The sequence below is a fragment of the Stenotrophomonas sp. 71799_Sma genome, assembly GCF_056482505.1.
On the sequence record NZ_CM151202.1, the window covers coordinates 449,551 to 474,819 of the forward strand.

Genomic DNA, 25,269 nt, shown 5'->3' on the forward strand with positions numbered 1-25,269 from the left:
GCGCCGATCATACGCCGGTCAGCGCAGCGGGCGGTCCAGGCCCTTGCGCTGGAGTTCCTTGTCGCAGGCGTCGCTGATCGGGGCCACCGGCAGCGGCGGGCGCTGGCCCTTCGGATCGCGCAGCGCCGGTTGTTCGCGGTACGCGTCCAACTGCTGCTGGCATTGATACGAAATCGGATCCAGCTCGGTGGGCGTGGTGGAGCAGGCCGCGAGCAGGGCCAGGGGCAGCAGGAGCAGGGTGCGCATGAAGACGTTCAGAGTGATGGGGGACGCTGGACTCTAACCGCGTAGCCGGATCGAAATGTTCAGAAATCGCTGCGCGGTCGGGTAGTGCCGGCCGCTGGCCGGCAACGACAGGGTGTTCGGTAATGGGTACAGCGTTGCCGGCCAGCGGCCGGCACTACCGTGATGCCAGGCGCCGAGGATTGCCGGCCAGCGGCCGGCACTACCGTGATGCCAGGCGCCGAGGGTTGCCGGCCAGCGGCCGGCACTACCCCAATGCCAGGCGCTGCTTCACCTCTGCCGCCACCCGCGCGGTCTCGCGCAGCGGCTCGATACGGTCGTACTGCCAGTCCAGCCAGTGCGCCTGCAGCCGGCCGCGCTCGCGCAGCTGCTGCTGGAAGCGCGCCAAGCGGCCCTGCGCGGTATCGGCCAGCGCCACCATCACCGGCATGCGCGTGGCGCAGGCTTCAGACAGCAGGTTCACCGAATCGGGCGAGACCACCACGCGGTTGGCCCAGCCGAGCAGGCCGCCATAGGGATTGGTTCCGTCGCCACCATCGCCCCAGATCACGTGCGGCAGGTCGGCGAACGTCGCGCGCAGGATCTCGGCCAAGGCCGGTGGCGTGCGCCGCGAGGTGGTGGCCAGTAGGCTGCCGCCCTCGCTGCGGATCTGCTCGGCCAACGCCTGGAACACGCCCACCATCGCGGTCTCGTCCCAGGGCGCCAGCGGCGTCGGCCCGCCCACCAGCAGCGCGGTGCGCGGGCCGGGCAGGGTACTGAAGCCGGCGAACGCGGCGCGGCCCCAGGCCAGCCAGTCATCGTCCACCGGGTTGAGGCTGCCGAGCAGGGTCAGTACGTTGCTGCCACGCAGGGCATCGTGTTCGGGCACCACCACCATGTCCCAGTGGCGGGCATTGATGCGCGGGTCGAGGATCTGCACCACCTGGCTGCCACGTGCGCGCAGCACGCGCAGTGCGCCGGCGGCCTGGCGGCCACAGCCGATCGCCAGCGGCGGTGCATCCGCGGCCAGCGTCGCGAATGCCTCGCCGTAGCCGTTCACATCACCAGGCAGCCGCCGCGGCGACAGCCAGCGCCAGGGTGCGCGGGGCTGCAGGACCAGCGGGCGATGGGTGCCCTGGCGCAGCGCAGAGGCCAGCGCGACCGCCTGGCGGACATTGCCGGCACGGCCGTCCGTGACCGTCCAGGGCGCACTCGATCGTTTCACCTGTGGCATTAATTCGTTTCAGCTCTGCTGGGTGTTGCAACAGTCGCGACACTCTACACTGCGGCTCGTCGTTTCGCCCCGCGCCGCCCGCGGGCACTGACTTCCCTTAGCCGCCCTGGAGATCCACCGATGTCCCACGCGCTCGACGCTGCTGCCCTCGACCAGCTGTTCCGTACTGCCCGCACCCAGAACGCTTTCCTCGACAAGCCGGTCCCGGCCAGCCTGCTGCAGGAACTGTATGACCTGGTGAAGTGGGGCCCGACCGCCGCCAACACCACGCCGGCCCGTTTCGTCTTCGTCACCTCGAAGGAAGCCAAGGCCAAGCTGGCCCCGGCCCTGTCCGAAGGCAACCACGACAAGACCATGGCCGCCCCGGTCACCGTCATCATCGGCTTCGACCTGGACTTCCACGAGAAGCTGCCGTACCTGTTCCCGCACACCGATGCCAAGGCCTGGTTCGACGGCCCGCAGGAAGGCCGCCACGAAGCCGCCATCCGCAACGGCAGCCTGCAGGGCGCCTACCTGATCCTGGCCGCACGCGCGCTGGGCCTGGATGCCGGCCCGATGTCGGGCTTCGATGCGGCCAAGGTGGATGAAGCCTTCTTCGCCGGCACTTCCATCAAGTCGAATTTCCTGGTCAACCTGGGTTACGGTGACTCGGCGGGCCTGTTCCCGCGTCTGCCGCGCCTGTCGTTCGACGAAGCGGCGCGCATCGCGTAAGTCGCTGTATCGGTTTCGGGCCTGCCGTCCCGTGGCAGGCTCTTGCTGCACCGTGTACCCACCCTACGATCCGGAGAGTTCCTCAGATGAGCGCCACCCGTAAACTGCTGCTGCCGCTGGCCCTGACCCTGGCCATCGCCGCCTGCTCCAAGCCGGCCGATACCGCTGCCCCGGCTGCTGACGCCGCCGCCCCGGCCACCACCGAACAGGCCGCCACCCCGGCTGCCGATGCCGCTGCCGCCGCGCCGGCCGCCGAAGCGATCCAGATCGCCTCGGGCACCTACAAGCTGGACCCGACCCACACCGACGTGCTGGCCCAGTGGAGCCACTTCGGCTTCTCCAACCCCAGCGCGCACTTCGGCAACGTTGAAGGCACCCTGGTGTACAACGCCGAAGACGTGACCAAGTCCACCGTGGAAGTGAAGCTGCCGCTGAGCGGCCTGAACAGCTTCACCGCCAAGTTCGACGAGCACCTGAAGAGCGCCGACTTCTTCGACGCCTCCAAGTTCGCCGATGCCACCTTCAAGAGCACCAAGGTGGAAGCCGCTGGCACCAACAAGCTGACCGTCACCGGCGACCTGACCATCAAGGGCATCACCAAGCCGGTCACCCTGGACGTGACCGTCAACGGCGGCGGCGAGCACCCGATGGCCAAGGTTCCGGCCGCCGGCTTCGATGCCACCACCACCCTGAAGCGCAGCGATTTCGGCGTCGGCGCGTATGCCCCGAACGTCAGCGATGAAGTGAAGATCCGCATCACCACCGAAGCCACCGGCGAAAAGCCGGCCGCTTGATGCACCCCGCTCACTCGTCGTGAGAAGGCAGAAGGCCCGCTGAAAAGCGGGCCTTCTTTTTGGGTTCTGGTAGAGCCGGCCGCTGGCCGGCTGCATGCTAGGTGCCCGATGCTGATGGGGTTGCCGGCCAGCGGCCGGCACTACCCGGTAGGTGCCAACCTGCATCTGGTAGGTGCGGACCTGCATCTGGTGGGTGCGGACCGTTGGTCCGCACGATCCCTCAGCGCAGCGCGCCCAACCATGCCACGCACGCTTCGCTCGGGCTCTGCTTGGCTTTCACCGCCAGCCCACTCACGCGCACGAAGGTCTGCGCGGCCTGCGCCACCACCTGGCGTGCGATCAGCGCCGCCTGCTTGGTCGCGGCCTGCTGCTTGCGCAGCTGCACGATGTGCACCGACGGCCGGCCCACCGGCGCGTACTTCTGGTCGCGGCGCAGCACATCGGCCACCTGCGCCACTTCGAATTCGGCCTGCAGGTAGCGGTGTTGTGCTTCCACCAGCTCACGCAGCGGTGCGCGCAGGGCAGCGGTGTCGGCGAAGGCGGCCAGGGCCGCATCGCAGGCGGCGTCATCGGCAAAGCGGGTACGCAGCGCATCCACGCTGGCCAGGGTCAGTTTGGCCATGTGGCCCTCGTTGCTGCAGGAAAGGAGCGCGATTGTCGCATTGCTTGGCGTGCTCCGGGCCGGGAGGCTTTCGCTTTGGTAGAGTCGACTGTCAGTCAACTGCTCTTGGCGCGATGCCGGAAACCCCCGCGCTGCGCGCGATAGTCGACTAACAGTCGACTCTACCTGGCTGGCATTTCAGGCGCAGCCGCATCCACGGAAGGAAGACCCATGCAGGACACGCAGTACTGGTTGAACGAATTCTGGACGGGCCTGAGCGTGCTCGATCTGCTGGGCGGCAGCGTGCTCGGTACGCTGCTTGGCCTGGTGCTGGGCATCTTTGCCTGGCGCTGGCTGCACCGCCGGGGTTGGTTGCAGCGGCGCAAGCGCTGGCATCACTGGCTGCTGGCCAGCTACGTGGTGCTGCTGCCGCTGGCCACCGCCTTCTTCGGCCTGCAGCTGGGCTTCACTGCCGGTGCGCACCGCGCGCTGTTCAAGCAGCTCGATCATTTCCAGCCGCACCTGCAGACCCTGGTGGAAGGCTGGAGCGAAGGCTTCACCGATTCACTGGACGACCCGCGCATGCGCGAGGCATTGCGCAGCCAGGGCACGGTGGGCGATGTGGCCGACACCATCGCCTCGGCCTACCTCAGCGAACATCCGTTGCCCGGTCTTGATCGTCTTGGCAACGGCCCGTTGGCGCGCGGCACCGGTTGGGTGATCGGCAAAGTGCGCGAAGGCCTGCTGCGCGGCATGGTGGAAGACACGCTGGTGGACAAGGCCGGCACGCTCGGTCTGGAGCCCAAGGTCGTGCGCGAGGCGCTGACCATGCACGTCGATGAGCTGCTGCACACCCGTGGCGTGCTGCGGCTGGTGAAGGCGCAGATCAACGGCATGATGCCCGGCGTGTACTTCGGGCTGCTGTTGCCGTTGCTGATCATCGCGCTGCTGGTGGCGCTGGAGATCTGGGCCGCGCAGCGGTTCGGGTGGACGCGGCAGGTGGCATCCAACGCGGTAGTGCCGGCCGCTGGCCGGCAACTGCAGGTTCCTGCCGAAGGTTCATGAGGTTGCCGGCCAGCGGCCGGCACTACCCATCGGAGGGCGTGCGGACCAACGGTCCGCACCCACCAAGCAGGGTCCGCACCCACCGGCTGCCCGGTCAATCGCCGTCGGTTTCGTCCGGGTGGGCCTTCCAGTAGCCGGTCGAGCGGATCCAGTCGCGCGGCACGCCCAGGTGGCCTTCGATGAACTTGCGCATCATCCGGGCGCGGCGCGATTCGGTGGCGATCCAGTAGAAGACATCGCCGTCCGGTGCCTCGAAGTCGGTCAGCATGTCTTCCAGCAGCGTGCTGCTGGCCGCCGGAAAGCCATTGCGCTCCAGCCAGTGGATACGCACGTTCTCGTACTGCGGCAGGTCCTGGCGTTCGGCTTCATCGCTCACTTCGATGAAGGCCTGCACCTCGGCATCCTCCGGCAGCACGTCCAGCCAGCGGGCGATGGCCGGCAGCGCGGTTTCATCGCCAATCAGCACATAGGCGTCGTAGCTGTCGGCCACCACGAACGAGCCGCGCGGGCCGCCGATCACCAGCGTGTCGCCAGCCTGGGCCTGCTCGGCCCACGGCCCGGCAATGCCCTGGTCGTGCAGCACGAAGTCGATGGCCAGCTCGCCGGTTTCGTGGTCCCACCAGCGCGGCGTGTAGTCGCGGGCCGGTGAGGGCTCCTTGCCGGCCGGATAGCTGCGGCCTTCGGCAGTGACCACCGGCAGCACCATCTCGCCGCTGACATTGGGGAAGAACAGCTTGATGTGGTCGTCGGCGCCGGGCGAATCGAAACCGGCCAGCTCGGCGCCACCCAGCACGATGCGGCGCATGTGCGGGGTGACCTCTTCGGTGCGCAGCACGGTCAGTTCACGGAAGCGCACATCCAGGCGCAGGCGCGTGTTGTTGTGTTCGGTCATGGGGTTACCTGTAAAGGTGTCGCGCGGGGGCGCGCGGCGTAGGGGCGACCTGGCTGGAGTCAGTCTGGCTGGGTCGTTGAAAAGGATTGGCTCTCGCTACCGGCCGTACCGTTGAGCAGCGCGGATGCCCGCGTCAGCAGCGCCGCTACTTCTTCCGCCTCACCCTCGGCCCAGCGGCCGTGGTGATGCACCAGCGCCCGCTTGAACTCGCGCAGGGCACCGGCCAGCGGCGGCGGCAGCGAGGCCTTGGTGATCTCGCGGGCGCGGTCGAAGGCGCGTCGCTGCGCCAGGCGCACCTGGGTGCGCTGCACCTTCAGCTCGAACTCGCCGGCGGCGGTGATGCGGAAGATCCGCTTGCCGTCCACTTCCTCGGCCTCGATCCAGCCGGCCTGCTCGAAGCTGGCCAGCAGCGGGTACATGGTGCCGGCGCTGGGCGTGTAGGCCTGCATGAACTGGTTGCTGATCAGCTGCATCAGCTCGTAGCCGTGGCGCGGCTGCTCGCCGATCAGGGCCAGCACCAGCAGGCGCAGGTCGCCGCGGCTGAGCACCCGCGGCTGGCCGTTGCGGCGTGGCACTTCCGGATTGGTGGAACGGGCTCTGGGAGAAGCGGTACGGCTCATTTCGATATATCGGTAAACGAGTGTGCAAACGATATATCGATATATCGAAGCCGACAATCATCGATCCGGCCACAAGCAGGTCAGTTTTGGGCCACGGCCGGCCCCGCCCACAGCACACAAAGGGGCGCCCCTTGCGAGGCGCCCCGGGCAACACTGTGGAAGGGAGTGAGGCAGGGCCAGACGGCGGACCGGAGCGGGCGAGGCCAACACTCGAGGCCTACCCTGAGGGCAGGGCGGGGGGCGATCCAGAGGCAGGTGCGACACGTTGTCGCCGGTTCAGCGCCGGCACGCGGAGCCGATACAGGTGGGCATGGCGCTGCCCTACAACCGTCATCGGCAGCGGTAACACTGCGTCCTGCACATGGGCGCAGCGGCCCGCAAGCGACAGCCCGCGCAGCCAACAAGGCCCGCCGCAGGGCCTTCAGCGGGCCCGGCAAGCCCCTTGCGGACACTGGCCGGTTGCATCCATACGCCTGCGTAGCCAAGTGACGAAAGCCCTTGGTGCGCTACACTTTGCGGTCTAGAAATCTATACAACAGTCGCGCGCGTGCGTGCGGTTATGGGAGCGCTAATGAACTGGTTGAACGAGGTGCTGAACAACGACCCGAATCCTGTGGAAACCCAGGAGTGGATCGAGTCGTTGAAGGCCGTTATTGATGTCGAGGGCTCCGAGCGCGCGCATCAGCTGCTGGAAGGCATGGTGGAACTGACCCGTCGTTCGGGCGCCTACCTGCCGTTCTCTCCCACCACCGAGTACGTCAATACCATCGAGCCGCAGCTCGAGGCCAAGAGCCCGGGCAATGCCGAGCTGGAATGGCGCATCCGTTCGATCATCCGCTGGAATGCGATGGCCACCGTGGTGCGCGCCAACCGCAAGCCGGGTGACCTGGGCGGCCACATCGCCTCGTTCGCCTCCGGCGCCACCCTGTACGACGTGGGCTTCAACCACTTCTGGCGCGCCCCGAGCGAAAACCACCCGGGCGACCTGCTGTTCATCCAGGGCCACAGCGCCCCCGGCATCTACGCGCGTTCCTTCCTGGAAGGCCGCATCAGCGAAGAGCAGCTGGACAAGTTCCGCATGGAAGTGGACGGCGGTGGCCTGTCCTCGTACCCGCACCCGTGGCTGATGCCGGACTACTGGCAGACCCCGACCGTGTCGATGGGCCTGGGCCCGCTGGCCGCCATCTACCAGGCGCAGTTCATGCGCTACCTGGAAAACCGTGGCCTGATCGAGAAGTCCGACCGCAAGGTGTGGTGCTTCATCGGCGACGGCGAGAGCGACGAACCGGAAACCCTGGGTGCCATCGCCCTGGCCGGCCGTGAAGGCCTGGACAACCTGATCTTCGTGGTGAACTGCAACCTGCAGCGCCTGGACGGCCCGGTGCGCGGCAACGGCAAGATCATCCAGGAACTGGAAGGCGTGTTCCGTGGCGGCGGCTGGAACGTGATCAAGCTGCTGTGGGGCGGTTACTGGGATGCCCTGCTGGCCAAGGACAGCGACGGCGTCCTGAAGAAGCTGATGATGGAAACCGTCGACGGCGAATACCAGAACTGCAAGGCCTTCGGCGGCGCGTATACCCGCGAGCATTTCTTCGGCAAGTACCCGGAAACCGCTGCGATGGTCGCCGGCCTGAGCGACGACGACATCTGGCGCCTGAACCGTGGTGGCCACGACCCGCACAAGGTGTACGCCGCCTACCACCAGGCCGTGAACACCAAGGGCATGCCGACCGTCATCCTGGCCAAGACCGTGAAGGGTTACGGCATGGGCAGCGCCGGTGAAGCGCTGAACCCGACCCACCAGACCAAGAAGCTGGACGACGAAGCGGTGCGCCACTTCCGCGACCGCTTCAACATTCCGGTGACCGACGCGCAGCTGGCCGACGGCCAGGTGCCGTTCTACCACCCGGGCCCGGATTCGCCGGAAGTGCAGTACCTGCAGGAACGCCGTGCCGCGCTGGGCGGTTACCTGCCGCAGCGCCGCCGCAAGGCCGACAAGACCTTCGTGGCGCCGAAGCTGGAAGCGTACGAGCGACTGCTGAAGAGCAGCGGCGAGCGCAGCTACTCCACCACCATGGCCTTCGTGCAGAGCCTGAACATCACCCTGCGCGACAAGGAACTGGGCCCGCACATCGTGCCGATCGTGGCCGACGAAGCCCGTACCTTCGGTATGGAAGGCCTGTTCCGCCAGATCGGCATCTACGCGCCGTTCGGCCAGAAGTACAAGCCGGTCGATGCCGACCAGCTGATGTTCTACCGCGAAGACCAGAGCGGCCAGGTGCTGCAGCAGGGCATCAGCGAGCCGGGTGCGATCAGCTCGTGGATGGCCGCCGGTACCAGCTACTCGGTCAGCAACGTGCCGATGCTTCCGTTCTACATCTACTATTCGATGTTCGGCTTCCAGCGCGTGGGCGACATCGCCTGGCAGGCCGCCGACATGCGTACCCGCGGCTTCCTGCTGGGTGGCACCGCCGGCCGCACCACGCTGAACGGTGAAGGCCTGCAGCACGAAGATGGCTTCAGCCATCTGGTGGCCGGTGGCATCCCGAACGTGCGCAGCTACGACCCGACCTTCGGCTTCGAAGTGACCGTGATCCTGCAGCACGGCACCAAGGCGATGATGGAAGATCAGATTGACGAGTATTACTACGTCACCCTGATGAACGAGAACTACACCCACCCGGAAATGCCGGAAGGCGCGGCCGAAGGCATCGTCAAGGGCATGTACCTGCTGACCGACGCCGGCAAGCCGAAGAAGGGCGAGCTGCGCGTGCAGCTGCTGGGTTCGGGCACCATCCTGCGCGAAGCCATTGCCGCGGCCGAGCTGCTGGACAAGGACTTCGGCGTGACCGCCGATATCTGGAGCTGCCCGAGCTTCAACGAACTGCGTCGCGATGGTTTCGACGTGGAACGTGCCAACCGCCTGCATCCGGAAGGTGAGCAGCGCAAGGCCTACGTGACCGAGCTGCTGGAAGGCCGCCAGGGCCCAGCGATTGCCGCCACCGACTACGTGCGTGCGTATGCGGACCAGATCCGTGCGTTCGTGCCGATGTCGTACACCGTGCTGGGTACCGATGGTTTCGGCCGCTCGGATACGCGTGCGAACCTGCGCCGGTTCTTTGAGGTTGACCGGTACTACATCGCGCATGCCGCGATTGCGGCGCTGGCGAAGGAAGGGAAGATGACCGCGAAGGATGTGGCCCGGGCGATCAAGCAGTACAAGATTGATCCGGAGAAGGCTAATCCTGTTGGGGTTTGATTGAAATATTAGAAGAGGGCAGCCATTCGCTGCCCTTTTTTTTGCAGGAAGTTCAAGGAGGAGCAATGATCGCAAAACCCAATGCGTTCGGTGATGTTCGCGGTGAGAATGATCACAAAGCTTTAGATGAATCATTCTACGAATGGCAGGACTATCGCGCGCTCTTCGAAAGCGTGGATCGATTCATCGTTGTCGGTAGGCGTGGAACCGGAAAAAGCGCGATCACCTACCGCCTAAGTAAGGTTTGGGGTGATAGACGCACTCCAGTTATTACTATTGCTCCGCTTGAAGAACAGATGATGGGGCTTCGGCCTCTGGCGAGCATGTTCGGGGAGAGCCTTCCCAGGATCAGAGCGGGAATTAAGATTGCCTGGAAATACACTATTCTGCTGGAGATATGCACCCAGCTTCTAGATGATTACAAGGCAAAGTCAGTGCTAGAGCGCGATGCGGCGCTTGTTGCCACTATTCAGAACTGGCGGAAGCGTGGTTCCACACCCATCGAAAGAATGCGCTCAATTCTGAAACAGTTCCGATCTGAATTTCCAGATGAAGAAGAGCGAGTGGCAGAGATCTCTGGCTTTTTGTCCGTCGAGCGGCTATCGGTTGAAGTCGCCAGATTCCTGATGGAGGCTCGCCGAGAATATGTGTTACTCGTGGATCGTTTGGATGAGGGCTACGAGCCCGACGTGATTGGCACAAGTATCATCGACGGAATTCTCTATGGAACTGATGATCTGAGATCTGCGCTTCCTGGAAATTTTAGGGCAATAGTATTTATTCGGGATAATATGTTGAGGGCTATCGAGTCCGAGGATAGAGACTTTACTAGAAATTTAGAGTCTCAGGTTCTTCGGCTTCATTGGGATCATCAAGAGCTTTTCTATCTGGTCGCTAACAGGATTAGATATGCATTTGGAACTTCAAAAGAAAGTGATGTAAAAGTATGGAACTCAATAACGGCCAACGAGCTTCATGGTCGAGAAGGGTTTCGTCGCTGCCTTAGATTTACCCTCTATCGCCCACGCGATGTCATTGCTTTGCTAAACACAGCTTTCTATCAGGCGCAGCGGCAGAATCGTCAGGTGCTTATAGAGGCTGACTTTGATGAGTCGGCGAAATCGATTTCAATGACAAGATTTAATGATCTTGGTAAGGAGTACGAGGCAGTCTTTCCAGGTGTTAGCTCTTTGACCGCTGAATTTGCTAATGGTGAGGCGAAGCTAAAACTATCCGAAGTTATCTCAAGAATTGAGAGCGTGATGAATTTGCCGGATCTCTCTGTATCCGAGCTTCAGCATTTTAATATTCTCGGTACGGCGGAAGAGGTTCTGAAGGCGCTTTACGGAATCGGTTTTGTAGGTGTCTATGATCGAAAATTGGCGAGTTTCGTGTACTCCCATGACGGAAAGCGTTTCGACAAGGTGTTAACCGATAGTGATACTTTTCTTGTTCATCCTTGCTATTGGCCTGCATTAAATATCAGCGGGTACGAGCTGACTCAGGGTGAGGCGGAAGAGATCTACGATGAGTACGAAATAGCCATCGAATCGCAGAGTGGCGAGCAGCGTAAGCGGATACTCGGGCAGCTCATGAACGAGCTCAATCCGATTCCCGTCGGCGCTAGCGGACAATCCCAGTTTGAGGCCTGGTGTAAACGAGCAATCGAAATATCCTTCTCAAAAAGCTTAACCAACGTGCAGCTAGAGGTTGACTGTCGGCAAGCCTCGCGACGCAACGTTGTAGCGACCAATCAGGGAGGAGGGGGGTGGTCAAAAGTACTTGCTGTATATAAGTCCAGAAAAGTCTTATTTGTTGTTAAAAACGACCTGAAGATTGTTTCTGAAGATTACAGGCAGGCCAGCTCATTGTTGAGTGGAGAATTTGGAGCGTTAGCGTTCATCGTCTGCCGTGATCCGGAACATGGCCTTAGGAGAGGAACTGAGTTAGAAACGTATCGCGACCTCTATGCGAAAGGTATCGTGATCGTGAAGGTTCAAGCTCAACAGCTGGTTACTGTTCTCTCTAAGCTTAGAAATCCAGAAAAGGTAGATGCAGGGGACTTGATGATAGACAGGGTCTTAGATGCACATGTTCGAATGTATGCGAGTGACCAGATGGGTCTTTCCGGGGACGGGGCGGTGGCGAAGAAAAAGCGCCGGTGACGCTGAAGCTCGGGCTATTAGGATTAACTGGATATCGATTCTTCGGGAGAGGAATTTAAATTATGTGCGCGATTTCTAGTTCTGGATAGTGTCATTCACCATGAAAATTATGTCATTCAGCATTATTTGTAATTGTGGCCATTCGTTTGGCGGGCCCAGTCTTTCTGAAATTCTTTCGGCGAAGTTGGATGTCGACCTGTCAACTTGCAAAGCATTAAGCGCTTCTGCCCATCTATTCTCGGGGCGTTCCAGTAGACTGCATAATGTGGATAGGTACTCGCTGGGCGTTCCATACCTCTCGTGATCGGCGGCCACCTTTCTGAGTGAATTTATGCCTCCGTTTTTAATTAAATCAAAGGCGCGTTCATGCCCGAATCTTAAGCAGGATAAGAAGGCTGCGACAGGCGGGAGGAATGCCTGGCGATCTTTATGTGTAAGCATCATGGCGTTGAGGAGAGAGAAGGCCTGTGCCTGGTCCCGTAGCGATAGGGAAAATAGTTCACTACACCGACAGTACTCAGAGATCGCCTCGAGCCATTGTTCTTCACTATTGAGCGGGTCGCTAAGATGGAAGTTTCTTAACTCTAGTGACTTCCATTTTGGACCTTCAATCCAATTGCTCGGAAGTATGTCGAACTGCTCGATCAGGGACTTCGTGAACTGGATGGGGTTGGGGCGTCGCAGGTGCATCTCAAAGTCAAAGAACTTCCTGAGATACTGCTCTCCATCGGTTTCATGGCCGTACACGGTTTTCACCGCTCCACGCAAGTTTACATTATCTGTTGCGATCACAAATACGTAGCCTGGGATGTGGAACAGGTGTTTTATCCGTTCCAGCATCTTGATGGCGTAGTCGGGACGGCATCGATCTAACTCATCAATTATTACCACTACCTGGCCAGAAATTGGTCGGCCACTATGCCGCTGTAAAAGGAGGTCTCTAGCCCCTCTCAGCGAATCCTCCAAGCCTCGCTTCGCTCTCGCCTTATCTGATGCGAGTTTGATTGCCTCCGCACCCGCTTTTGCAACTGCGCTAGCAATTGGTCCTGTTCCTGGGGCTAGCAGATGTGCAGCTACCATCGCGGTGGGTGCTGCAAGTTGGGTCGCATTGCCAACTAGTTTCCGGCCCAGCTCGCCAGACTTAACATAGCCTGCAGCGGCCAAGGTTTCATTCACCGCGAGCACCAGCGCTAGTAGCGGGTCATCGTGCCAGTCGGTGCTCCATGCATCCAAGTAGACGGAGTGCGATCTGGGCGTCTGAGTCTTTAGGTGCTCGCTCAGACGTCTTAGGAAAACAGTCTTTCCCGATCCCCAGCCTCCGTTGACGGCAATAACGAATGGCTGGTCCAGTGAGAGAATTAAATTGCATAGCATCTCTCCTGCGCGTTTTCGTTCGAATGTATCGTTCTCCCAGGGACTCCCCCTCTTTATGTCAACTTGAGGTGCTCTCAGTAATTTCTTTGGCATTCAAAAATCCTGTGTTCTGCTGCGCATTTGTCTGGACTTACTCAGTCGTACTGTGGGCGCCACCTTTTGAAATCGTTCATCACTCTGATGAGCGACTGTAAAAGTACACTAGTAAAACTGGCTGCGCTGTACCTGGATTAATTTCAGAATGATCCTCAGTGGTACATCCGTGGTGCGTTTAAACGAAATATCATACGGCTTGGCGCCCCGGAATGTGGGAGTGTTGTTTAGCGAAGACGACATCTCGGTGAAATTCTAAAAATCTGAGTTGCTGCTGGGAGAAGATTCCGCGTCGAAGAGATCGATCTAAGTTCAAGCCGAGCGGACCTTGCACGTCTGATGGTAAATCGTTCGAAACGAGTAGGTGACCGCTTGACGAAAAGCTAATCCACCCCTGATCAAACAGCAGGTCCGCATGCGGAGCCAGGAGAAGCCCGTTCTCACCATCAACCCGCTCGTCATCAGTGCTATCTGCCCACGGCTTGATATGGCTTGCACGAAGGAATCTCAGGTCCTCAATGCCGGTGAGCCGGCAACCCTTCTCAACGCCGATAAGGCGCTCGCGGAATAAGCGTTGTTTTGTTCTTACTTCGGTTTCGCGCCTTGTGCTGGTCGAGCCGGCGGTATCGATTGAGGCATCGATCTCAGCCTGGTCCTTCTCGCATGCCGGGAGGCCCAGCGAGGCTTCCAGTGATCTCAAGCGAAACACAATGGCAGACCTTGGCTGTCCTTCTCGATCTGGCATGCCAGGTTGAACGTAGGAGGACAGGCACATGAACCTACCAAGGTACCGGTAGGGCCGCCCCTTACCCATCATCTGAAACACCACCAGCGTCTTGCTATCCTTGACGTGCTCGCCAATCGCTCGGTTGCCCGCCACATACTTCATGTCTCCGACTTGACCCTCGCCGAAGTAATGAAAGACTTCGTCGTCGTCCCAGAAGTCATGGTAGCCATGAGACACGCCGGCCTCGCCAGTGAACGCGATGACTAGCGGATGCTCCTTGGGTGTCGAAATGCCGCCTTGCTGTTGCCCGCCAAATACACCATGGATCTGCTTTTGACGGTTGTAGAGCGCGCCCACCTCGAATGGGAGTTCCATCCTAGATCCCTGTCCCAGAAGCTAAGTGCCCAGGATTCTAGCCAGAACCAGGTTCCTTGTGTCATTGGTTGACGCGTTTGGCTGCCTGGGCAGGGCGCAGATGGGGGGCTACTGGGACGCAGATCTAGCGCAGCTGTTCTCAGGTGCGCTCAAATTCCTCCTGCGTCTCTCTGGTGAGCCCCATCCATCTTTCCAGCGTTGTAGCTCCGTTGCATCGCTTGCGACCGTAGACATGGTGACTATCAGAAGACTTGGCCCAGAGTTGTCTACGAATAGAATGGCATCGCCACGTACGCTCATATCGAAGAAGCGTCTACTGGAATCATGCTTTCCGATGGTGATGCCTTAGCAGGCCAACGCTTCGGCGAAGCTCTCGGCGTCGGCCCGAAACAGGGCAAACTCCGAGTCGGTGAGTCTTGGGTAGTTCTCAAAACTCATTGCGGTGGCCGGCGCGTACGTCCCTCCAATGATCAATCCCAATAGCGCTGCCGTCGTCAGGGCAAGCAAAGTCCGGCTCGGCATAGTGAGGTCAGTGTTGGAGCCCAAAGGGCTCAGACAGCGGCGAATGCTTGGGACCGTGCGTACGATCAGCGCATTGCATTCGATGTGCGCAGCGAGGTGCGCTCTACTCCCGCACCTGCAACCGCTCAGCCACCTGCGCAGTCAACGCCACACAAGCCATCTTCAACCCTTCCATCACCCGATCCCCAAGGTACTCCTCGGGCGCGCCGTTCTGCCTAGTCCGCTCCGCAGCCAGCATCAGCTCCGCCACCACCCGCAGCCCGGCTAGCGCGCAATCCGCATCCGCCAGCTGAAGGCAACGCCCAGGTAACTGATGACGCTCCGGCCAAGGCTGGCCGTCCGCAGCCGCACCGGTTCCGATGCGGTGCAACGTGGCGACGAAGGAGTTGGGATCGACGGACGGTTCGCGCTCGGCTTCGGCGTTGTCCGGATCGTACTGCGCGTGCAGGGAACGGAAGTCCGATGTGTTCATGGCAATGCTCCGTACAGGACAGATAGCAGCGCCACCAATAAAGGTGGCGGACGGTGCGGGCTCGAAAACCGGTATGTACCAGACCGGCGGATCCGAAGATCCCCACGCACCGCCCGCCATGGAACGCGAACGGATTGCCAGCCGGCGCCACACAAAAGGTGACGCCGGCCGGCAAGCGCATACATCTGGTACATAGACGGGTTTTCGAGTCCCGCGCCACCCTTTTCCGGTGGCACGCCAAGAGATACCCGTGCAGCAACCAAATGCCAAGAAACCACAGGACTGAAGATTGCCAGTCCTGACGCTTTCGGCATTGTCGCACACGGTGTTAAGCCGGCAAGCGATTGCGCCGCAAGGGTCTTGAAGGGCTTGGCGCTATTGGCTCCAAGCGCAGGAATGCCCGCAGCCTAGGCCATGGCGTAGGGCCAATCGCGACAGATTGGAGCAGCGGTTCAGCCCGGCGGTGCCTCGGCCGTGGGCGCGAAGGTCAGACGGACCCGCACCCGCGCATGCAGCGCGACGCCCTCAACCACGACCGGATCAAAGCGCCACTGGCGCACTGCGGCAAGGGCCGCACGATCCATCTCCCGCAGTCCGCTGGACCGCGCCACCATCACGTTGGAAACGTGGCCCAGCTCATCCAACTGAGCAAACAGCACCACCTGCATGGGAGCCTGCAGGAAAGTATCGGGCGGTGTGGCGAGGGCCGTTGAATACACAAGGGCGGGTGCCTGCTGGAGCTTGAAGGTGGGGTTGTCACCGGCCTCTGCGAACACTTCGGTGGAAACCTGCGGGTCTGCCGCCATGGCCATGGCAGGTGTGGCGACCAGCAGCATCAGAACGAGGTTCAGTGCCAGGGCGGTGTTCAAACGGGGCATACGTGGTTTCCATTCCGGTGCGCTACCAGCATAGCGGCCATCCCCTGGCATCGCTTGCCTTGAATGCCGGCATGCCGGACTACTGGGCGGATCACATAGGCGCGCCCGGCCGTGGCCATAGTGCATCGTCGCGTTCCAGGTCGTAGTCGCTGCCGAAGGCCAGTGCAGCCTCGCGTGGCGGGAGGTCCGCGTAGCAGCCCAGCAGGTACTCATCCATGCCGGCATCGCTATGGTCGATGGCGAATAGATGGAGGAGCTCCTTGTCGAAGGCATTCAGCCATGCGGGGTCGATCTTGGTCATGGTCATCCTCCAGTGGGGGAGGGGAGAATCGCCCGGAGCTGTCTCACAGCGCGGGACCAGTCCCACATGCACCCTGGCGGACAGCTCCCTCCGCTGGATATGCTCCCCCCGCCGATATCCGGAGTCATCGTCATGGAAGACCTGCTCAATCGATCCGCGCTGCTTCGCCAGGCGATCCTCTCCACGGTGGATTATCCCCTGGCGGATGACTCGCCCAGATTGTTGGCGTCACTGGACGCAGCATTGCTGAGCCTTGAACACGCAGACTCCCTTCGCACGCTGCTGCAGGCCGGCATGGCGTCCTCAGCAATGGCATTGATGCGCTGCCAGTACGAGGCCTTCACGCGGTCCGTCTGGATCCTGCACTGCGCGGCCGACGAGCAGGTTGAACTGCTGTCCCTGCCACCGGAAGCTGGAATGAGCGAAAAGGGGCTGCCGATGCTGTCGAAGATGCTGGAGGCATTTGCGGAAGTATCGGAGCTTGGCAATCTGCTCCCGCACCTTGTTGAGCTGAAGGTGCATGCATGGTCTCCGCTGAACTCATTCGTACACGCAGGGGTACACGCAATGGGCCGGAGTCGCGATGGCTTCCCCATGCCATTGGCGGTCAACGTCATCCGGATGAGCAATAACCTTTCGATGATGGCGGGGCAGCACCTCGCCGTTCTTACCGGCGTCCCGGGTCTGCAGAAGGAGGTGCTGCGGCTCGATGAAACCTTTGCCGAGTGTCTTCTCTTCGATGAAGAAAAGCGCCGGGCCATCGAGGCGAGGGCGTCGGTGGAACAGTCGAGCTAGCTGAAGCCAGTAGCCTACATCGACGGCGCCGAAACCCGCTGCTGTTGCTCCTGCGTGCGCTGCATGTCTGCCTGCTCGCGCGCCTGGCGGTGGCCGATTGCTTCCACTTGGTTCAGGCTCTCCTGCACTGGCTGTTGGGCGGCCTCTGCAGTCGCCATGTGAGTGCGAAGGGAGGCAGGGTCGGACATCGCACCCTGCACCACAAAGATGTTGTGTGCGGCCGGGGAGGCAACTGTCTGTCTGCTCAGAACCACATGGTCCGCGCGGGTGATTCCGGCATCCTTGGCTGCAGCCAGCAGGCTGGTAGACATGCGTTCACTGGCGTCATCGAAGGTTCGGCCGTTGGCCTTGTCCAGTGCTTCTACCTTGCCCCGAATCTGGTCCAGCAGCGCCTGATCTGCAGGACTGAGCGAGCGGATGGGCGAGGACTGCATATCTTCAACGCTCTGCGTCGGTGGCGAAATGGTGTGGGCGCTGCCGGTGTTCTTCAGCTCCACCCAGCCCAGTCCGTCCTTTCCGAAGTCGCCAACGGGCAGGATCTTTGTGCTGCCAAAGTCGAGGCCATTGCGCTCAAGCTGCTTCGGGTCGAGTCCAAGCTCATGCAGATCGATGCGGATTGCCGGGGGCTGGCGGCCTTCGGCCAGGAAGGCATGGCTCGTCCCGATCACTGATAACGGATAGGTGCCGTAGTAGTTGCGGTAGTCGGAATCGCCGTGCCGGCCCAGCGTGCCAGTGCCGTCGTAGAAGCACTGCTCGACGGCCTTGGTAAGCTGGACACCGTCATTGTTGGGGCGCTTGGCAAGCGCATCATATGAAATGCCCTCCGCCAGGCTTCTGGTTGCGCCCTCAGCCCGAACGCACCGGGAGAGCGAGCGGGACGCAAGCATTGCCTCCAGTCCGTTGTCATCCAACGTTGGATTCAACGCTCTGAATCGGCTATCCAATGCCCGCAGGCCCGAGACCTCCGCCAGTGCCTCGTCCTGTCGTCCCTTGTCCAGAAGCGTGCGCACCGGCTCGGTCAGGTTCACCGAACCTGACCGGGAATCGTGTGAAGCGATCAGTTCCTCGCTGTAGGTCTGCTTGAAGTCCCTGAGCGCTGCGGCGCGCTCCTTGGCCAGGATGCCGTGCATGGTCTCGTGGCCCAGCACTTCGGTAAGTCGTTCCTCAAGCCGGGTGCCGGTTACGCTCTGGAAATTCGAGGCGCTGATGAAGATCGTTGGCGGGTTTCCATCCGACCCATCCTGGAAGTGGCCGCCATTGTGATGTCCGTAGGACACGGCAATCCGGCCGATCTGCCCGCTGGTGGCTGCGTTTGCCAGAAGGTGATTGAGGTAGGGGGAGCCAGCAATGCTGCGTCGGATCGCATCCTCGGCACCACTGGGAAGCTGTTTGTCTGCGCGCAGATCGGCCAACAGTGGCTCGACGCTGGATTCGATTCCCTTCATTTGTCTCCTCCTCCAAACTGGACCGCGTAGACGCAGGTTCTCGCGGTATCACCTTCATTGGGATGATAAGTCAACAGGCTGGTATCCATACCCTGGCTACCACCGGTGATTGGGCGCCGATACTGCCTGATGCCCCCTCTCTGAAATGGCACTTCTCCTCCGGTCCTGTATCCGAGGGCTTCGAGGGCTCGTCCGGCACTTTCGGCTTCCCAGTAGCACACGCCATTCGGAGCATCCGTCACTGGCTGCTTGCCCAGCTGATAGAAGATCACCTCTTGGCTGGGGAACTCACGTGCCGACTCAACCGACAGATAAGACGCCCCATAGTTGTAGCCGTCCGTCGTTGCCAGGTCCTTTGCGATGTGCCTGATGCTGACCTTTTCGTCCGGCACGAGCGAGACACCTATCGCCGTGCCGAACTTGTCCGGACTGATATCCGCCCGTGACCTGAGCGAATCCGCATAGGCGAGAATCCGCTTCTGCAGCTCGGTCATGGAGATGCGGGCAGGGTGCGTATCTGCGGCAGCGGCACGTTCATTGAGGGCAGACGTATCCGGCGATCGCGCACATGCAGACGTCAGAGTAAGCATGGCCGATAGTCCGGAAATTGCGCCAGCGCGAGCTAGATGCGACATCACATGACGCGGAAGCAGTAGAGGCCGCCAAGCCGAGATCGCGGGAAGCGAGGCTGGCGCCCCTTGGATTGCGGTGCCCATCGGCAAGTCCCTTGCAGTGGAGAGGTCACTATACGGGGCAGACCCCGAGTGACTCTACCGGCGGGGTATTGATCGCCCACGTTTGCTGGCTGGTTCACATATTCAGCATGTCAGCCGTGGCCCTGGCTTTGTCCTCCATCTGTCCCCCATCCCACCTATGCCATCATCCGGCCAGGACCGCAGCACCCATCAAGGCTGAACAGGCATGGAGCAGGCAACACGCTACACCGCAACGCTGTACCTGGCCGCCCCCGGCACCCCACTGAAGAGCGGGGGCATCTCGCCGCGCGGCCACATGTACCTGCAGGTAGCAGCGGGCGACGAGGCCCACAGCTACGGCTTCGCACCGCCGCGCCACGCGCCGGGCGAAACCCGCACCGGCGTGCAGTACGCGCAGGTGCGCCACGACGACGCCGACGAGCATCTGGACCCGTACTACAGCCGCACCCTGGAAATCACCGAGGAGCATTACGGCTGCCTGCGTGATTTCGCCGAGGAGCCGGCCGAGTTCGAGTTCGATGTGGACCGCCCGGCCTCCATCAACCGTTGCAGCGATTTCGTCTGGGCCGCGCTGCACTACGCCGGCCTGCATCCGCTGCCGGCGCCGCTGGATGGGGGCAGCAACCTGGGCGAGTTCGCGGTGCTGTTCAATCTGCCGGAAATCCAGTGCATTGCCGCGCCGTTCCCGGGCAGCGATCTGAATGCCGAAACCCACCACGCGATGCCCGAGCGCGAGGCCGAACATCATCGCCAGGGCGATCGTGCCAGCGATGAGCCGCCGCCAACGCCCATTGAAGTGGCCGGCACGCTGCTGGACCCCTCGCATCCAGACCATCGCTTGTTCTCGCAGCTGATCCAGAAGGTGGCCGAGCTGGATGCCGCGCATGGCCGCCCGTTCGATGCCGCCAGCCAGCGCATCAGCGCCAGCCTGCTGGTGCTGGCCAAGCAGAACAATCTCTCGCGCGTGGACCACGTGCTGCTCAGCCAGCCGACCAAGAGCAGCCATGCGGCAGAGAGCATCTTCATCGTGCAGGGCGACCGCAACGACCCCGGGCACCGCCGCGCCAGCATCGCCACTGAAGTGGCGGCCAAGACCGATGTGGCCGATTCACTGCGGTTGAAGGAGCAATGACGCGGCCACTGCGGCGGGGGGCGGTGGTACTGGCGGTGCTGGGCGCGCTGGCGGCATGCCGTGCGTCACCAGCGCCTGAGGTTGCGCCGCCCCTGCTGACGCGCGCACAGGCCGAGTCCCGCACGGTTGTGCCGTTCACGCGGGCCGTGCAATTGCAGAAGGCCGGTCGGATTGCCGAGGTCACGTTTGATTTGCCAGCACCCCAGGAGCCGGCCATTCCGATTCTGAACATCGGGTTGCGGCTGCAGGATGCCGACGCGCGACGGCTGCTGGATGCTTCGGAGAAGATCACTCTCGGACGTTTGCCAGCGCGGCTGCGCCTGGAGCGGATTGATGGCAGCTCGGCTCGTCATGTGCAGCTCTGGCAGCGTACCCGCGATGGACGCGACTCGCAGAAGATCGCCGATGATGGCGTGGTCACAGACCTGACGACGGGGAGTGTGGACATCAACAGCTTGGCCGAGGCCGGGTTGTACTCTGAAGACGTGCTCTATCGCACGCTGCAGTTGGCGCAGGTCGGAGGCATTGCACCCGGGCGCTACGTTCTGCTGGTCGACCTTGTGGAGGATCGACCCCAGCTGGATGGCCTGAAAGCAGAATTGATCGTTGGCTACCAATCATTAGGAAAGTAGACATGCACAAGGACGATGCCGAACGCTACAGCGTAACCATCCATCTGGCGGCCCCCGGCACGCCGCGCTACGGCCGTGATGCCGAGGGAAACAGGTTCCTGCTGGAGCCTTCGTTCGCGGGGCACATGTTCCTGTCGCTGCGCCGTTCGGGTGAACCCTTGCCGGAGAGCATTGGTTTCACCCACGCAGGCACCAAGGACGAGCCGAACAGGGGCAAAGTCGATGACATGGACGTGTCGGTCTACGACAAGCCCCGCTTCGAGCGCACGATCGAGATCAGCAAGGAGCAGTACGACCGCATCCTCGAGTTCTCGGCGGACCCGAAGAAGCACGGCTTCGACATGAACTACGACTTCTTCGCCAACGCCTGCACCGATTTCGCATGGGGTGCCCTGAACCACGCAGGCCTGCGACCGGTCGGGCTGGCCGGGGAGATCACCAACTACGAGGGCGCCACCAAGGTCCTGGACAACATCCGCGCGGTCAATGCCATTCCGCAGCAGGTGAAGGGCAGCGAGCTGGACAGGGTGCAGTGGAACCCGATGCCGAAGCAGACGTTCCGCGAGTGGATGTTCACCGAGAACGGCGAGCAGTGGCGCGGCAACAGTGCACTCGCGGCAAGCGGCACGCCCGCAGACCCGGCGCACGACGATCATGCCCGCCTCAACCAGATCCACCAGCAGGTGGCCGACCTCGGCGCTTTCGGTGCACGCAACGGCAATGTCAGTGCCAGCCTGCTCGCGCTGTCGAAGGAGCAGCAGTTCTCGCGTGTGGACGAAGTGGTGCTGGGCGAGCAGCGCGGTGATACCGCACCGAAGCTGTTCATCGTGCAGGGGGACCGCAGTGACCCGGCACATCAGCGCGCCAGCATGCCCGCGGAGGTTGCAGCGCAGGCACCGGTGGAGGCCTCGTTCGAACGGGTCGCGCAGTTGCAGCAGAACCCGCCGCAGCGCGATGTGCAGCGCCTGCAGGAAGAGCAGCAACTGCAACAGGGCCACGGCCCACGGATGGCATAGCCGGCGGACGCGGTTTCAAGGTCGAACGTCTGCCAAGCTCAGGCAGACGCACGCCACGCCCCCCACCTGCTACCATTCCCCCGCAACCCCAGCCAGCCCACCCTGCGCAGACAGATGCGGGGCGGGCCGTCGCAGTACGGCCCAGCGAGCCAGGACACCTTCCCGTGCCCATTCAAGGACGCTCGCATGTTCCGTAATCCTCTTTTCCGCTCGGCCGCGCTGGCCGTTGCCGTTTCGCTCAGCCTCGGCGCGCCCTCCGCGTTCGCCGACAACGCACCCGCCGCCAGTGCCACCGCCGCTGTGCAGCGCCAAGCCGTCGCCAAGGGCCTGTACGAGCTGGCCTACAGCCCGAAGCAGAACGCCGTGTTCGTGGCCTCCTCCGGCGGCTTCGGCGATGACGCCGGCCCGGCCCAGGTGCTGCGCTTGAACCCGACCACGTTGGCCGTGGAAACCCGCATCCCGCTGGAGCGCAAGGCGTTCGGCGTGGTGCTGGATGACGCCCACAACCGCCTGTACGTGGGCAACACCGTGGACCTGTCGGTGACGGTGGTCGACACCGCGCAGAACAAGGCGGTCGGCACCATCCAGCTGATGGAAAAGAAGACCGGCAAGGACGGCAAGGCCGCTTACACCCACGACCTGCGCGAGCTGGTAGTCGACAGCGCCGCCAACCGCCTGTACGTGACCGGCCACAGCAGCCAGCCGGACGTGAGCAGCGTGCTGTTCGTGATCGATACCACCACGCTGGAGGTCATCAACACCATTGATGGCCTGGGCAATGCCAAGGCGCCGGGCCTCGCACTGGATGCGGCCAACAAGCGCGTCTACACCAGCAACCTGCTGGCCGACCTGGTGGTGGTGGGTACCGATTCGAACAAGGTGGTGGCGCAGCACAGGATCGCCGCCGAGCAGCCGATGAACATCGCGCTGGACCCGGCCGGCAAGCGCCTGTTCGTGACCGACCAGGGCTCGGAATTCCTGCGTGGCTACCAGGCCAAGAGCAGCGGCCTGGTCAGCAAGCACCCGGGCCAGCGCGTGCTGGTGCTCGACCGCAGCACCGGCAAGGAACTGGCCAGCATCCCGACCGACGCCGGCCCGCTGGGCATCCTGCTGGATGCGCCGCGCAAGCGCCTGTACGTGACCAACCGCGAAGCCGGTACGGTGACGGCGTACAACAGTGACAGCTACCAGAAGGTGGCGACCTACACGGTGCCGACCCACCCGAACAGCCTGGCGCTGGATGCGAGGAACAACGTGCTGTTCGTGAGCATCAAGAACGGCGAGAAGGATGACAAGGGCGCTGACGAGAGCGTGGCGCGGATTCAGCTGTAAGCGTTCGCGCTGGATTGATGGGGCCCGCATCCTCGGCCGTCGGTCGTGGAGCGGGTCCATTTCCAGTGTTGTAGCTCGTAGAGCGTTGGATTAGGAAGTGTTGCAAAAGCAGGGGGTGGCCGCTTGTTGTAATCGTCTTGCGGCTGTAGCTTCACTGCTTCTGAAACGGGGGCGTTATGAGCGACAACAGGAAGTTCATTGAACTGGCATTTGAGAGGCTGAGCAAAGAGCTTGGGATCTCGAAGAAGTTCGTCGTAGACCTCTACGCTGAAGAGAACTCGTGGAGCTTCACCTCGAAGCTGGCGCAGCTGGTTGAAGGCACCTTCACCCACGCCATCGTTGAAGCGCTGGGAGAGCCGAAGGCCCGACGAGTGGTCAGCAACATGACGCAGGCATCAAGGATCGAGCTGCTGCGCGATCTTGGATACGTCGACACGAAACAGAAGACGCTGTTTCTGGCCGTTGCCGAGATCAGGAATCAGTACATCCACAACGTATCCAATGTTGACAGGACGTTGGCGGACTACATCCGGGCGCAGGAGCCGCGCGATGCAAAGGCGCTTTACAACAAGTTCCGGCCGTTCTTTGTGGGACAGGATAAGGCAATGTCACTGGATGCGTTCATTGCCGACTGCAAGGTACAGATGTTCTATGCCTGTTCACTGCAGTTGCTGAAGGTCCACGGCGATGTGAGCGGGGACAAGGCCAGAAAGGACCACGAAGCACGCCGTCTTGCCGAGGCAGGCAGGTTGTTGCCGGCGAGGAAGAAGGGCGAGATGTTTCCGTTGGATCGACTGACGGTGAGCAGCTATGTCACCCAGGCCAGAGACATCCTGAAGCGGGAAGGCCTGTTCGTTCCGGAGTTCAAGTAGCAGAGAGAGCAACCGCCTCCGCGCCTGCTTACCCCATCCGCGGCGCAGGATGCTGCATTTCCTGCACCTGCGCCTCGGCCGGCTGCTGTACACCCAGCCCCAGCTTCTGCATCGATTGCTCCACCGGCGTCTGTGCCGCCACAGCGGTCGGCATCATCGCGCGCAGGTGCGCCGGATTGGCCGGGTCGCCCTGCACCACAAAGATGTTGTGTCCCGCCGGCTGGTTGGCCGTGGCGTTGCTGACCAGCACATGGTCGACCTGCCGCAGGCCCTGCTCGCGGGCGAGCACGGTCAGGCTGGCGGTCAGGCGCTCACTGGTCTGGTCGAACGGACGGCCATGCTGGGCGTCCAGTGCGGCCACGCCCTGACGGATCTGCTGGTTGAGGCCGTAGTCGGGGTGGTTGGGGGTGATCTCTGGCATGGCGATCGAACGGTAGCGGTGGGTCGTGGTGGGCCCGGTCAGTATAGATCCGGCCCGTGAAGCGCGCCCGAGGGGTCAGTCTGCCGGCCGATGGTCGTAGCTGATCACCCGCTCGGCCAACCAGCGCCCGTCCACGCGGCGCCAGACCTGGATGAAACGGGCCTGGCCCACCCAGCGATCCACACCGTCCTTGCCGCGTTCATGGAAGCGGTGGTCGCCGATTTCCAGCGCCCGCTCGTCGCGCAAGGGGAACACCTGCAGTGAAGGTTCCACCAGCTCACGGCGCAGGCTCCAGCCGCCCTTGCGCGCATTGCTGCACATGTTGGCCACGCTGCGGCGGAAGTCCTCGCGGTTGCTGGCTGACTTGCCATCCTTGTCATGGAAGAACTCCATGTCTTCGGTGGTCATCGCGGCGGCCTTGTCGGCGTCGCAGGCCTCGAAGGCCACAGCAAAGAGCTGGGTGTCGGCCTGGCGGATCTGTTGGCGCAGGTCATCGGCGGGCGACGGTGCGGCAGCGAGACCGGCGGCGAGCAGGGGCAGGGTGAGCAGCAGCATGGCGAAACTCCCGGGGATGGTTCACGCAGGCTCGCATGGCGTTTGGGC

Annotated in this window: 25 protein-coding genes; 11 read left to right on the forward strand and 14 right to left on the reverse strand. The window is 62.2% G+C overall.

Going from position 1 to position 25,269, the window contains the following annotated elements:
* Positions 1 to 18: 18 nt before the first annotated feature.
* Both ACZK4Z_RS02020 and ACZK4Z_RS02025 read right to left on the reverse strand, forming a co-directional pair.
* Positions 19 to 246, reverse strand: coding sequence for a hypothetical protein (locus ACZK4Z_RS02020; protein ID WP_125895960.1), 228 nt, complete (start codon positions 244 to 246; stop codon positions 19 to 21).
* Between the two features lie 244 nt (positions 247 to 490).
* Positions 491 to 1,456, reverse strand: a complete 966-nt coding sequence (locus ACZK4Z_RS02025) for a mitochondrial fission ELM1 family protein (RefSeq protein ID WP_125895979.1) — start codon at positions 1,454 to 1,456, stop codon at positions 491 to 493.
* A 120-nt stretch (positions 1,457 to 1,576) separates the two neighbouring features.
* On the opposite strand from ACZK4Z_RS02025, the gene ACZK4Z_RS02030 reads away from it, so the two are divergent.
* Together ACZK4Z_RS02030 and ACZK4Z_RS02035 are read left to right on the forward strand one after the other, a co-directional pair.
* The gene (locus ACZK4Z_RS02030) at positions 1,577 to 2,167 is read left to right on the forward strand and encodes a malonic semialdehyde reductase (protein ID WP_004139510.1); all 591 of its coding nucleotides are present in this window, start codon (positions 1,577 to 1,579) and stop codon (positions 2,165 to 2,167) included.
* A gap of 86 nt (positions 2,168 to 2,253) precedes the next feature.
* Complete coding sequence (locus ACZK4Z_RS02035; RefSeq protein WP_080291836.1) at positions 2,254 to 2,961, forward strand: YceI family protein; 708 nt, start codon at positions 2,254 to 2,256, stop codon at positions 2,959 to 2,961.
* A 220-nt stretch (positions 2,962 to 3,181) separates the two neighbouring features.
* Here ACZK4Z_RS02035 and ACZK4Z_RS02040 read toward each other — a convergent pair whose 3' ends face one another.
* Entirely contained in the window at positions 3,182 to 3,583 is a 402-nt protein-coding gene (locus ACZK4Z_RS02040) for a hypothetical protein (RefSeq protein WP_125895978.1), read from the reverse strand.
* A 210-nt stretch (positions 3,584 to 3,793) separates the two neighbouring features.
* Between ACZK4Z_RS02040 and ACZK4Z_RS02045 the strand changes: the two genes are divergently transcribed.
* On the forward strand, positions 3,794 to 4,627 hold the full coding sequence (locus ACZK4Z_RS02045; protein ID WP_180838268.1) for a hypothetical protein: 834 nt from the start codon (positions 3,794 to 3,796) through the stop codon (positions 4,625 to 4,627).
* A 94-nt stretch (positions 4,628 to 4,721) separates the two neighbouring features.
* On the opposite strand, the gene ACZK4Z_RS02050 is transcribed toward ACZK4Z_RS02045, so the two are convergent.
* Together ACZK4Z_RS02050 and ACZK4Z_RS02055 are read right to left on the reverse strand one after the other, a co-directional pair.
* Complete coding sequence (locus ACZK4Z_RS02050; RefSeq protein WP_293796387.1) at positions 4,722 to 5,519, reverse strand: siderophore-interacting protein; 798 nt, start codon at positions 5,517 to 5,519, stop codon at positions 4,722 to 4,724.
* A gap of 59 nt (positions 5,520 to 5,578) precedes the next feature.
* Positions 5,579 to 6,139, reverse strand: a complete 561-nt coding sequence (locus tag ACZK4Z_RS02055; protein WP_032130019.1) for a PadR family transcriptional regulator — start codon at positions 6,137 to 6,139, stop codon at positions 5,579 to 5,581.
* Between the two features lie 571 nt (positions 6,140 to 6,710).
* Here ACZK4Z_RS02055 and aceE point away from each other — a divergent pair.
* Together aceE and ACZK4Z_RS02065 are read left to right on the forward strand one after the other, a co-directional pair.
* Positions 6,711 to 9,398: a pyruvate dehydrogenase (acetyl-transferring), homodimeric type gene (gene aceE / locus ACZK4Z_RS02060; RefSeq protein WP_293796390.1), complete on the forward strand. Its 2,688-nt coding sequence runs from the start codon at positions 6,711 to 6,713 to the stop codon at positions 9,396 to 9,398.
* Between the two features lie 65 nt (positions 9,399 to 9,463).
* Positions 9,464 to 11,563 carry a P-loop ATPase, Sll1717 family gene (locus ACZK4Z_RS02065; protein WP_293796393.1) on the forward strand — a complete coding sequence of 700 codons (2,100 nt, stop codon included), beginning with the start codon at positions 9,464 to 9,466 and terminating at the stop codon, positions 11,561 to 11,563.
* Positions 11,564 to 11,638: 75 nt separating this feature from the next.
* Here ACZK4Z_RS02065 and ACZK4Z_RS02070 read toward each other — a convergent pair whose 3' ends face one another.
* From ACZK4Z_RS02070 to ACZK4Z_RS02090, 5 genes are all read right to left on the reverse strand, one after another.
* Positions 11,639 to 13,030 carry a KAP family P-loop NTPase fold protein gene (locus tag ACZK4Z_RS02070; RefSeq protein ID WP_293796396.1) on the reverse strand — a complete coding sequence of 464 codons (1,392 nt, stop codon included), beginning with the start codon at positions 13,028 to 13,030 and terminating at the stop codon, positions 11,639 to 11,641.
* A gap of 190 nt (positions 13,031 to 13,220) precedes the next feature.
* A complete protein-coding gene (locus tag ACZK4Z_RS02075; protein ID WP_293796399.1) occupies positions 13,221 to 14,132 on the reverse strand; it encodes an HNH endonuclease in 912 nt (303 codons plus the stop codon).
* Positions 14,133 to 14,757: 625 nt separating this feature from the next.
* The gene (locus ACZK4Z_RS02080) at positions 14,758 to 15,126 is read right to left on the reverse strand and encodes a hypothetical protein (RefSeq protein WP_293796402.1); all 369 of its coding nucleotides are present in this window, start codon (positions 15,124 to 15,126) and stop codon (positions 14,758 to 14,760) included.
* 452 nt (positions 15,127 to 15,578) lie between these two features.
* The gene (locus tag ACZK4Z_RS02085; protein ID WP_293796404.1) at positions 15,579 to 16,004 is read right to left on the reverse strand and encodes an energy transducer TonB family protein; all 426 of its coding nucleotides are present in this window, start codon (positions 16,002 to 16,004) and stop codon (positions 15,579 to 15,581) included.
* A gap of 91 nt (positions 16,005 to 16,095) precedes the next feature.
* Positions 16,096 to 16,305, reverse strand: coding sequence for a hypothetical protein (locus ACZK4Z_RS02090; RefSeq protein WP_293796406.1), 210 nt, complete (start codon positions 16,303 to 16,305; stop codon positions 16,096 to 16,098).
* 132 nt (positions 16,306 to 16,437) lie between these two features.
* On the opposite strand from ACZK4Z_RS02090, the gene ACZK4Z_RS02095 reads away from it, so the two are divergent.
* Positions 16,438 to 17,100, forward strand: coding sequence for a DUF6988 family protein (locus tag ACZK4Z_RS02095; RefSeq protein ID WP_293796409.1), 663 nt, complete (start codon positions 16,438 to 16,440; stop codon positions 17,098 to 17,100).
* Between the two features lie 14 nt (positions 17,101 to 17,114).
* Here the strand turns inward: ACZK4Z_RS02095 and ACZK4Z_RS02100 are convergent, their stop codons facing one another.
* A complete protein-coding gene (locus ACZK4Z_RS02100) occupies positions 17,115 to 18,545 on the reverse strand; it encodes an XVIPCD domain-containing protein (protein WP_293796411.1) in 1,431 nt (476 codons plus the stop codon).
* Positions 18,542 to 19,039, reverse strand: a complete 498-nt coding sequence (locus ACZK4Z_RS02105) for a hypothetical protein (RefSeq protein WP_293796413.1) — start codon at positions 19,037 to 19,039, stop codon at positions 18,542 to 18,544. Before ACZK4Z_RS02105 ends, ACZK4Z_RS02100 begins: the two co-directional genes overlap by 4 nt.
* Before the next feature lie 427 nt (positions 19,040 to 19,466).
* Between ACZK4Z_RS02105 and ACZK4Z_RS02110 the strand changes: the two genes are divergently transcribed.
* The 5 genes from ACZK4Z_RS02110 to ACZK4Z_RS02130 all read left to right on the forward strand — a co-directional run bounded on the left by ACZK4Z_RS02110 (position 19,467) and on the right by ACZK4Z_RS02130 (position 24,245).
* Positions 19,467 to 20,393 (forward strand): XVIPCD domain-containing protein, encoded by a 927-nt coding sequence (locus tag ACZK4Z_RS02110; RefSeq protein ID WP_293796415.1) that lies wholly within the window; start codon positions 19,467 to 19,469, stop codon positions 20,391 to 20,393.
* Positions 20,390 to 21,025, forward strand: coding sequence for a hypothetical protein (locus ACZK4Z_RS02115; protein ID WP_293796418.1), 636 nt, complete (start codon positions 20,390 to 20,392; stop codon positions 21,023 to 21,025). Before ACZK4Z_RS02110 ends, ACZK4Z_RS02115 begins: the two co-directional genes overlap by 4 nt.
* A 2-nt stretch (positions 21,026 to 21,027) precedes the next feature.
* Positions 21,028 to 22,041, forward strand: a complete 1,014-nt coding sequence (locus ACZK4Z_RS02120; RefSeq protein ID WP_293796421.1) for an XVIPCD domain-containing protein — start codon at positions 21,028 to 21,030, stop codon at positions 22,039 to 22,041.
* A gap of 186 nt (positions 22,042 to 22,227) precedes the next feature.
* Entirely contained in the window at positions 22,228 to 23,373 is a 1,146-nt protein-coding gene (locus ACZK4Z_RS02125; protein WP_293799396.1) for a YncE family protein, read from the forward strand.
* A 176-nt stretch (positions 23,374 to 23,549) separates the two neighbouring features.
* On the forward strand, positions 23,550 to 24,245 hold the full coding sequence (locus ACZK4Z_RS02130; RefSeq protein WP_046987003.1) for a hypothetical protein: 696 nt from the start codon (positions 23,550 to 23,552) through the stop codon (positions 24,243 to 24,245).
* A gap of 28 nt (positions 24,246 to 24,273) precedes the next feature.
* Here ACZK4Z_RS02130 and ACZK4Z_RS02135 read toward each other — a convergent pair whose 3' ends face one another.
* Together ACZK4Z_RS02135 and ACZK4Z_RS02140 are read right to left on the reverse strand one after the other, a co-directional pair.
* Positions 24,274 to 24,666, reverse strand: coding sequence for an XVIPCD domain-containing protein (locus tag ACZK4Z_RS02135; RefSeq protein ID WP_293799401.1), 393 nt, complete (start codon positions 24,664 to 24,666; stop codon positions 24,274 to 24,276).
* Positions 24,667 to 24,741: 75 nt separating this feature from the next.
* Positions 24,742 to 25,221 (reverse strand): nuclear transport factor 2 family protein, encoded by a 480-nt coding sequence (locus ACZK4Z_RS02140; RefSeq protein ID WP_293799403.1) that lies wholly within the window; start codon positions 25,219 to 25,221, stop codon positions 24,742 to 24,744.
* Positions 25,222 to 25,269: the final 48 nt, after the last annotated feature.

Coding starts and splice junctions, on each gene's coding strand:
- ACZK4Z_RS02020 (WP_125895960.1), bottom strand. CDS start 246: ATGCGCACCCTGCTCCTGCTGCCCCTGGCCCTGCTCGCGGCCTGCTCC.
- ACZK4Z_RS02025 (WP_125895979.1), bottom strand. CDS start 1,456: ATGCCACAGGTGAAACGATCGAGTGCGCCCTGGACGGTCACGGACGGC.
- ACZK4Z_RS02030 (WP_004139510.1), top strand. CDS start 1,577: ATGTCCCACGCGCTCGACGCTGCTGCCCTCGACCAGCTGTTCCGTACT.
- ACZK4Z_RS02035 (WP_080291836.1), top strand. CDS start 2,254: ATGAGCGCCACCCGTAAACTGCTGCTGCCGCTGGCCCTGACCCTGGCC.
- ACZK4Z_RS02040 (WP_125895978.1), bottom strand. CDS start 3,583: ATGGCCAAACTGACCCTGGCCAGCGTGGATGCGCTGCGTACCCGCTTT.
- ACZK4Z_RS02045 (WP_180838268.1), top strand. CDS start 3,794: ATGCAGGACACGCAGTACTGGTTGAACGAATTCTGGACGGGCCTGAGC.
- ACZK4Z_RS02050 (WP_293796387.1), bottom strand. CDS start 5,519: ATGACCGAACACAACAACACGCGCCTGCGCCTGGATGTGCGCTTCCGT.
- ACZK4Z_RS02055 (WP_032130019.1), bottom strand. CDS start 6,139: ATGAGCCGTACCGCTTCTCCCAGAGCCCGTTCCACCAATCCGGAAGTG.
- aceE (WP_293796390.1), top strand. CDS start 6,711: ATGAACTGGTTGAACGAGGTGCTGAACAACGACCCGAATCCTGTGGAA.
- ACZK4Z_RS02065 (WP_293796393.1), top strand. CDS start 9,464: ATGATCGCAAAACCCAATGCGTTCGGTGATGTTCGCGGTGAGAATGAT.
- ACZK4Z_RS02070 (WP_293796396.1), bottom strand. CDS start 13,030: ATGCCAAAGAAATTACTGAGAGCACCTCAAGTTGACATAAAGAGGGGG.
- ACZK4Z_RS02075 (WP_293796399.1), bottom strand. CDS start 14,132: ATGGAACTCCCATTCGAGGTGGGCGCGCTCTACAACCGTCAAAAGCAG.
- ACZK4Z_RS02080 (WP_293796402.1), bottom strand. CDS start 15,126: ATGAACACATCGGACTTCCGTTCCCTGCACGCGCAGTACGATCCGGAC.
- ACZK4Z_RS02085 (WP_293796404.1), bottom strand. CDS start 16,004: ATGCCCCGTTTGAACACCGCCCTGGCACTGAACCTCGTTCTGATGCTG.
- ACZK4Z_RS02090 (WP_293796406.1), bottom strand. CDS start 16,305: ATGACCAAGATCGACCCCGCATGGCTGAATGCCTTCGACAAGGAGCTC.
- ACZK4Z_RS02095 (WP_293796409.1), top strand. CDS start 16,438: ATGGAAGACCTGCTCAATCGATCCGCGCTGCTTCGCCAGGCGATCCTC.
- ACZK4Z_RS02100 (WP_293796411.1), bottom strand. CDS start 18,545: ATGAAGGGAATCGAATCCAGCGTCGAGCCACTGTTGGCCGATCTGCGC.
- ACZK4Z_RS02105 (WP_293796413.1), bottom strand. CDS start 19,039: ATGACCGAGCTGCAGAAGCGGATTCTCGCCTATGCGGATTCGCTCAGG.
- ACZK4Z_RS02110 (WP_293796415.1), top strand. CDS start 19,467: ATGGAGCAGGCAACACGCTACACCGCAACGCTGTACCTGGCCGCCCCC.
- ACZK4Z_RS02115 (WP_293796418.1), top strand. CDS start 20,390: ATGACGCGGCCACTGCGGCGGGGGGCGGTGGTACTGGCGGTGCTGGGC.
- ACZK4Z_RS02120 (WP_293796421.1), top strand. CDS start 21,028: ATGCACAAGGACGATGCCGAACGCTACAGCGTAACCATCCATCTGGCG.
- ACZK4Z_RS02125 (WP_293799396.1), top strand. CDS start 22,228: ATGTTCCGTAATCCTCTTTTCCGCTCGGCCGCGCTGGCCGTTGCCGTT.
- ACZK4Z_RS02130 (WP_046987003.1), top strand. CDS start 23,550: ATGAGCGACAACAGGAAGTTCATTGAACTGGCATTTGAGAGGCTGAGC.
- ACZK4Z_RS02135 (WP_293799401.1), bottom strand. CDS start 24,666: ATGCCAGAGATCACCCCCAACCACCCCGACTACGGCCTCAACCAGCAG.
- ACZK4Z_RS02140 (WP_293799403.1), bottom strand. CDS start 25,221: ATGCTGCTGCTCACCCTGCCCCTGCTCGCCGCCGGTCTCGCTGCCGCA.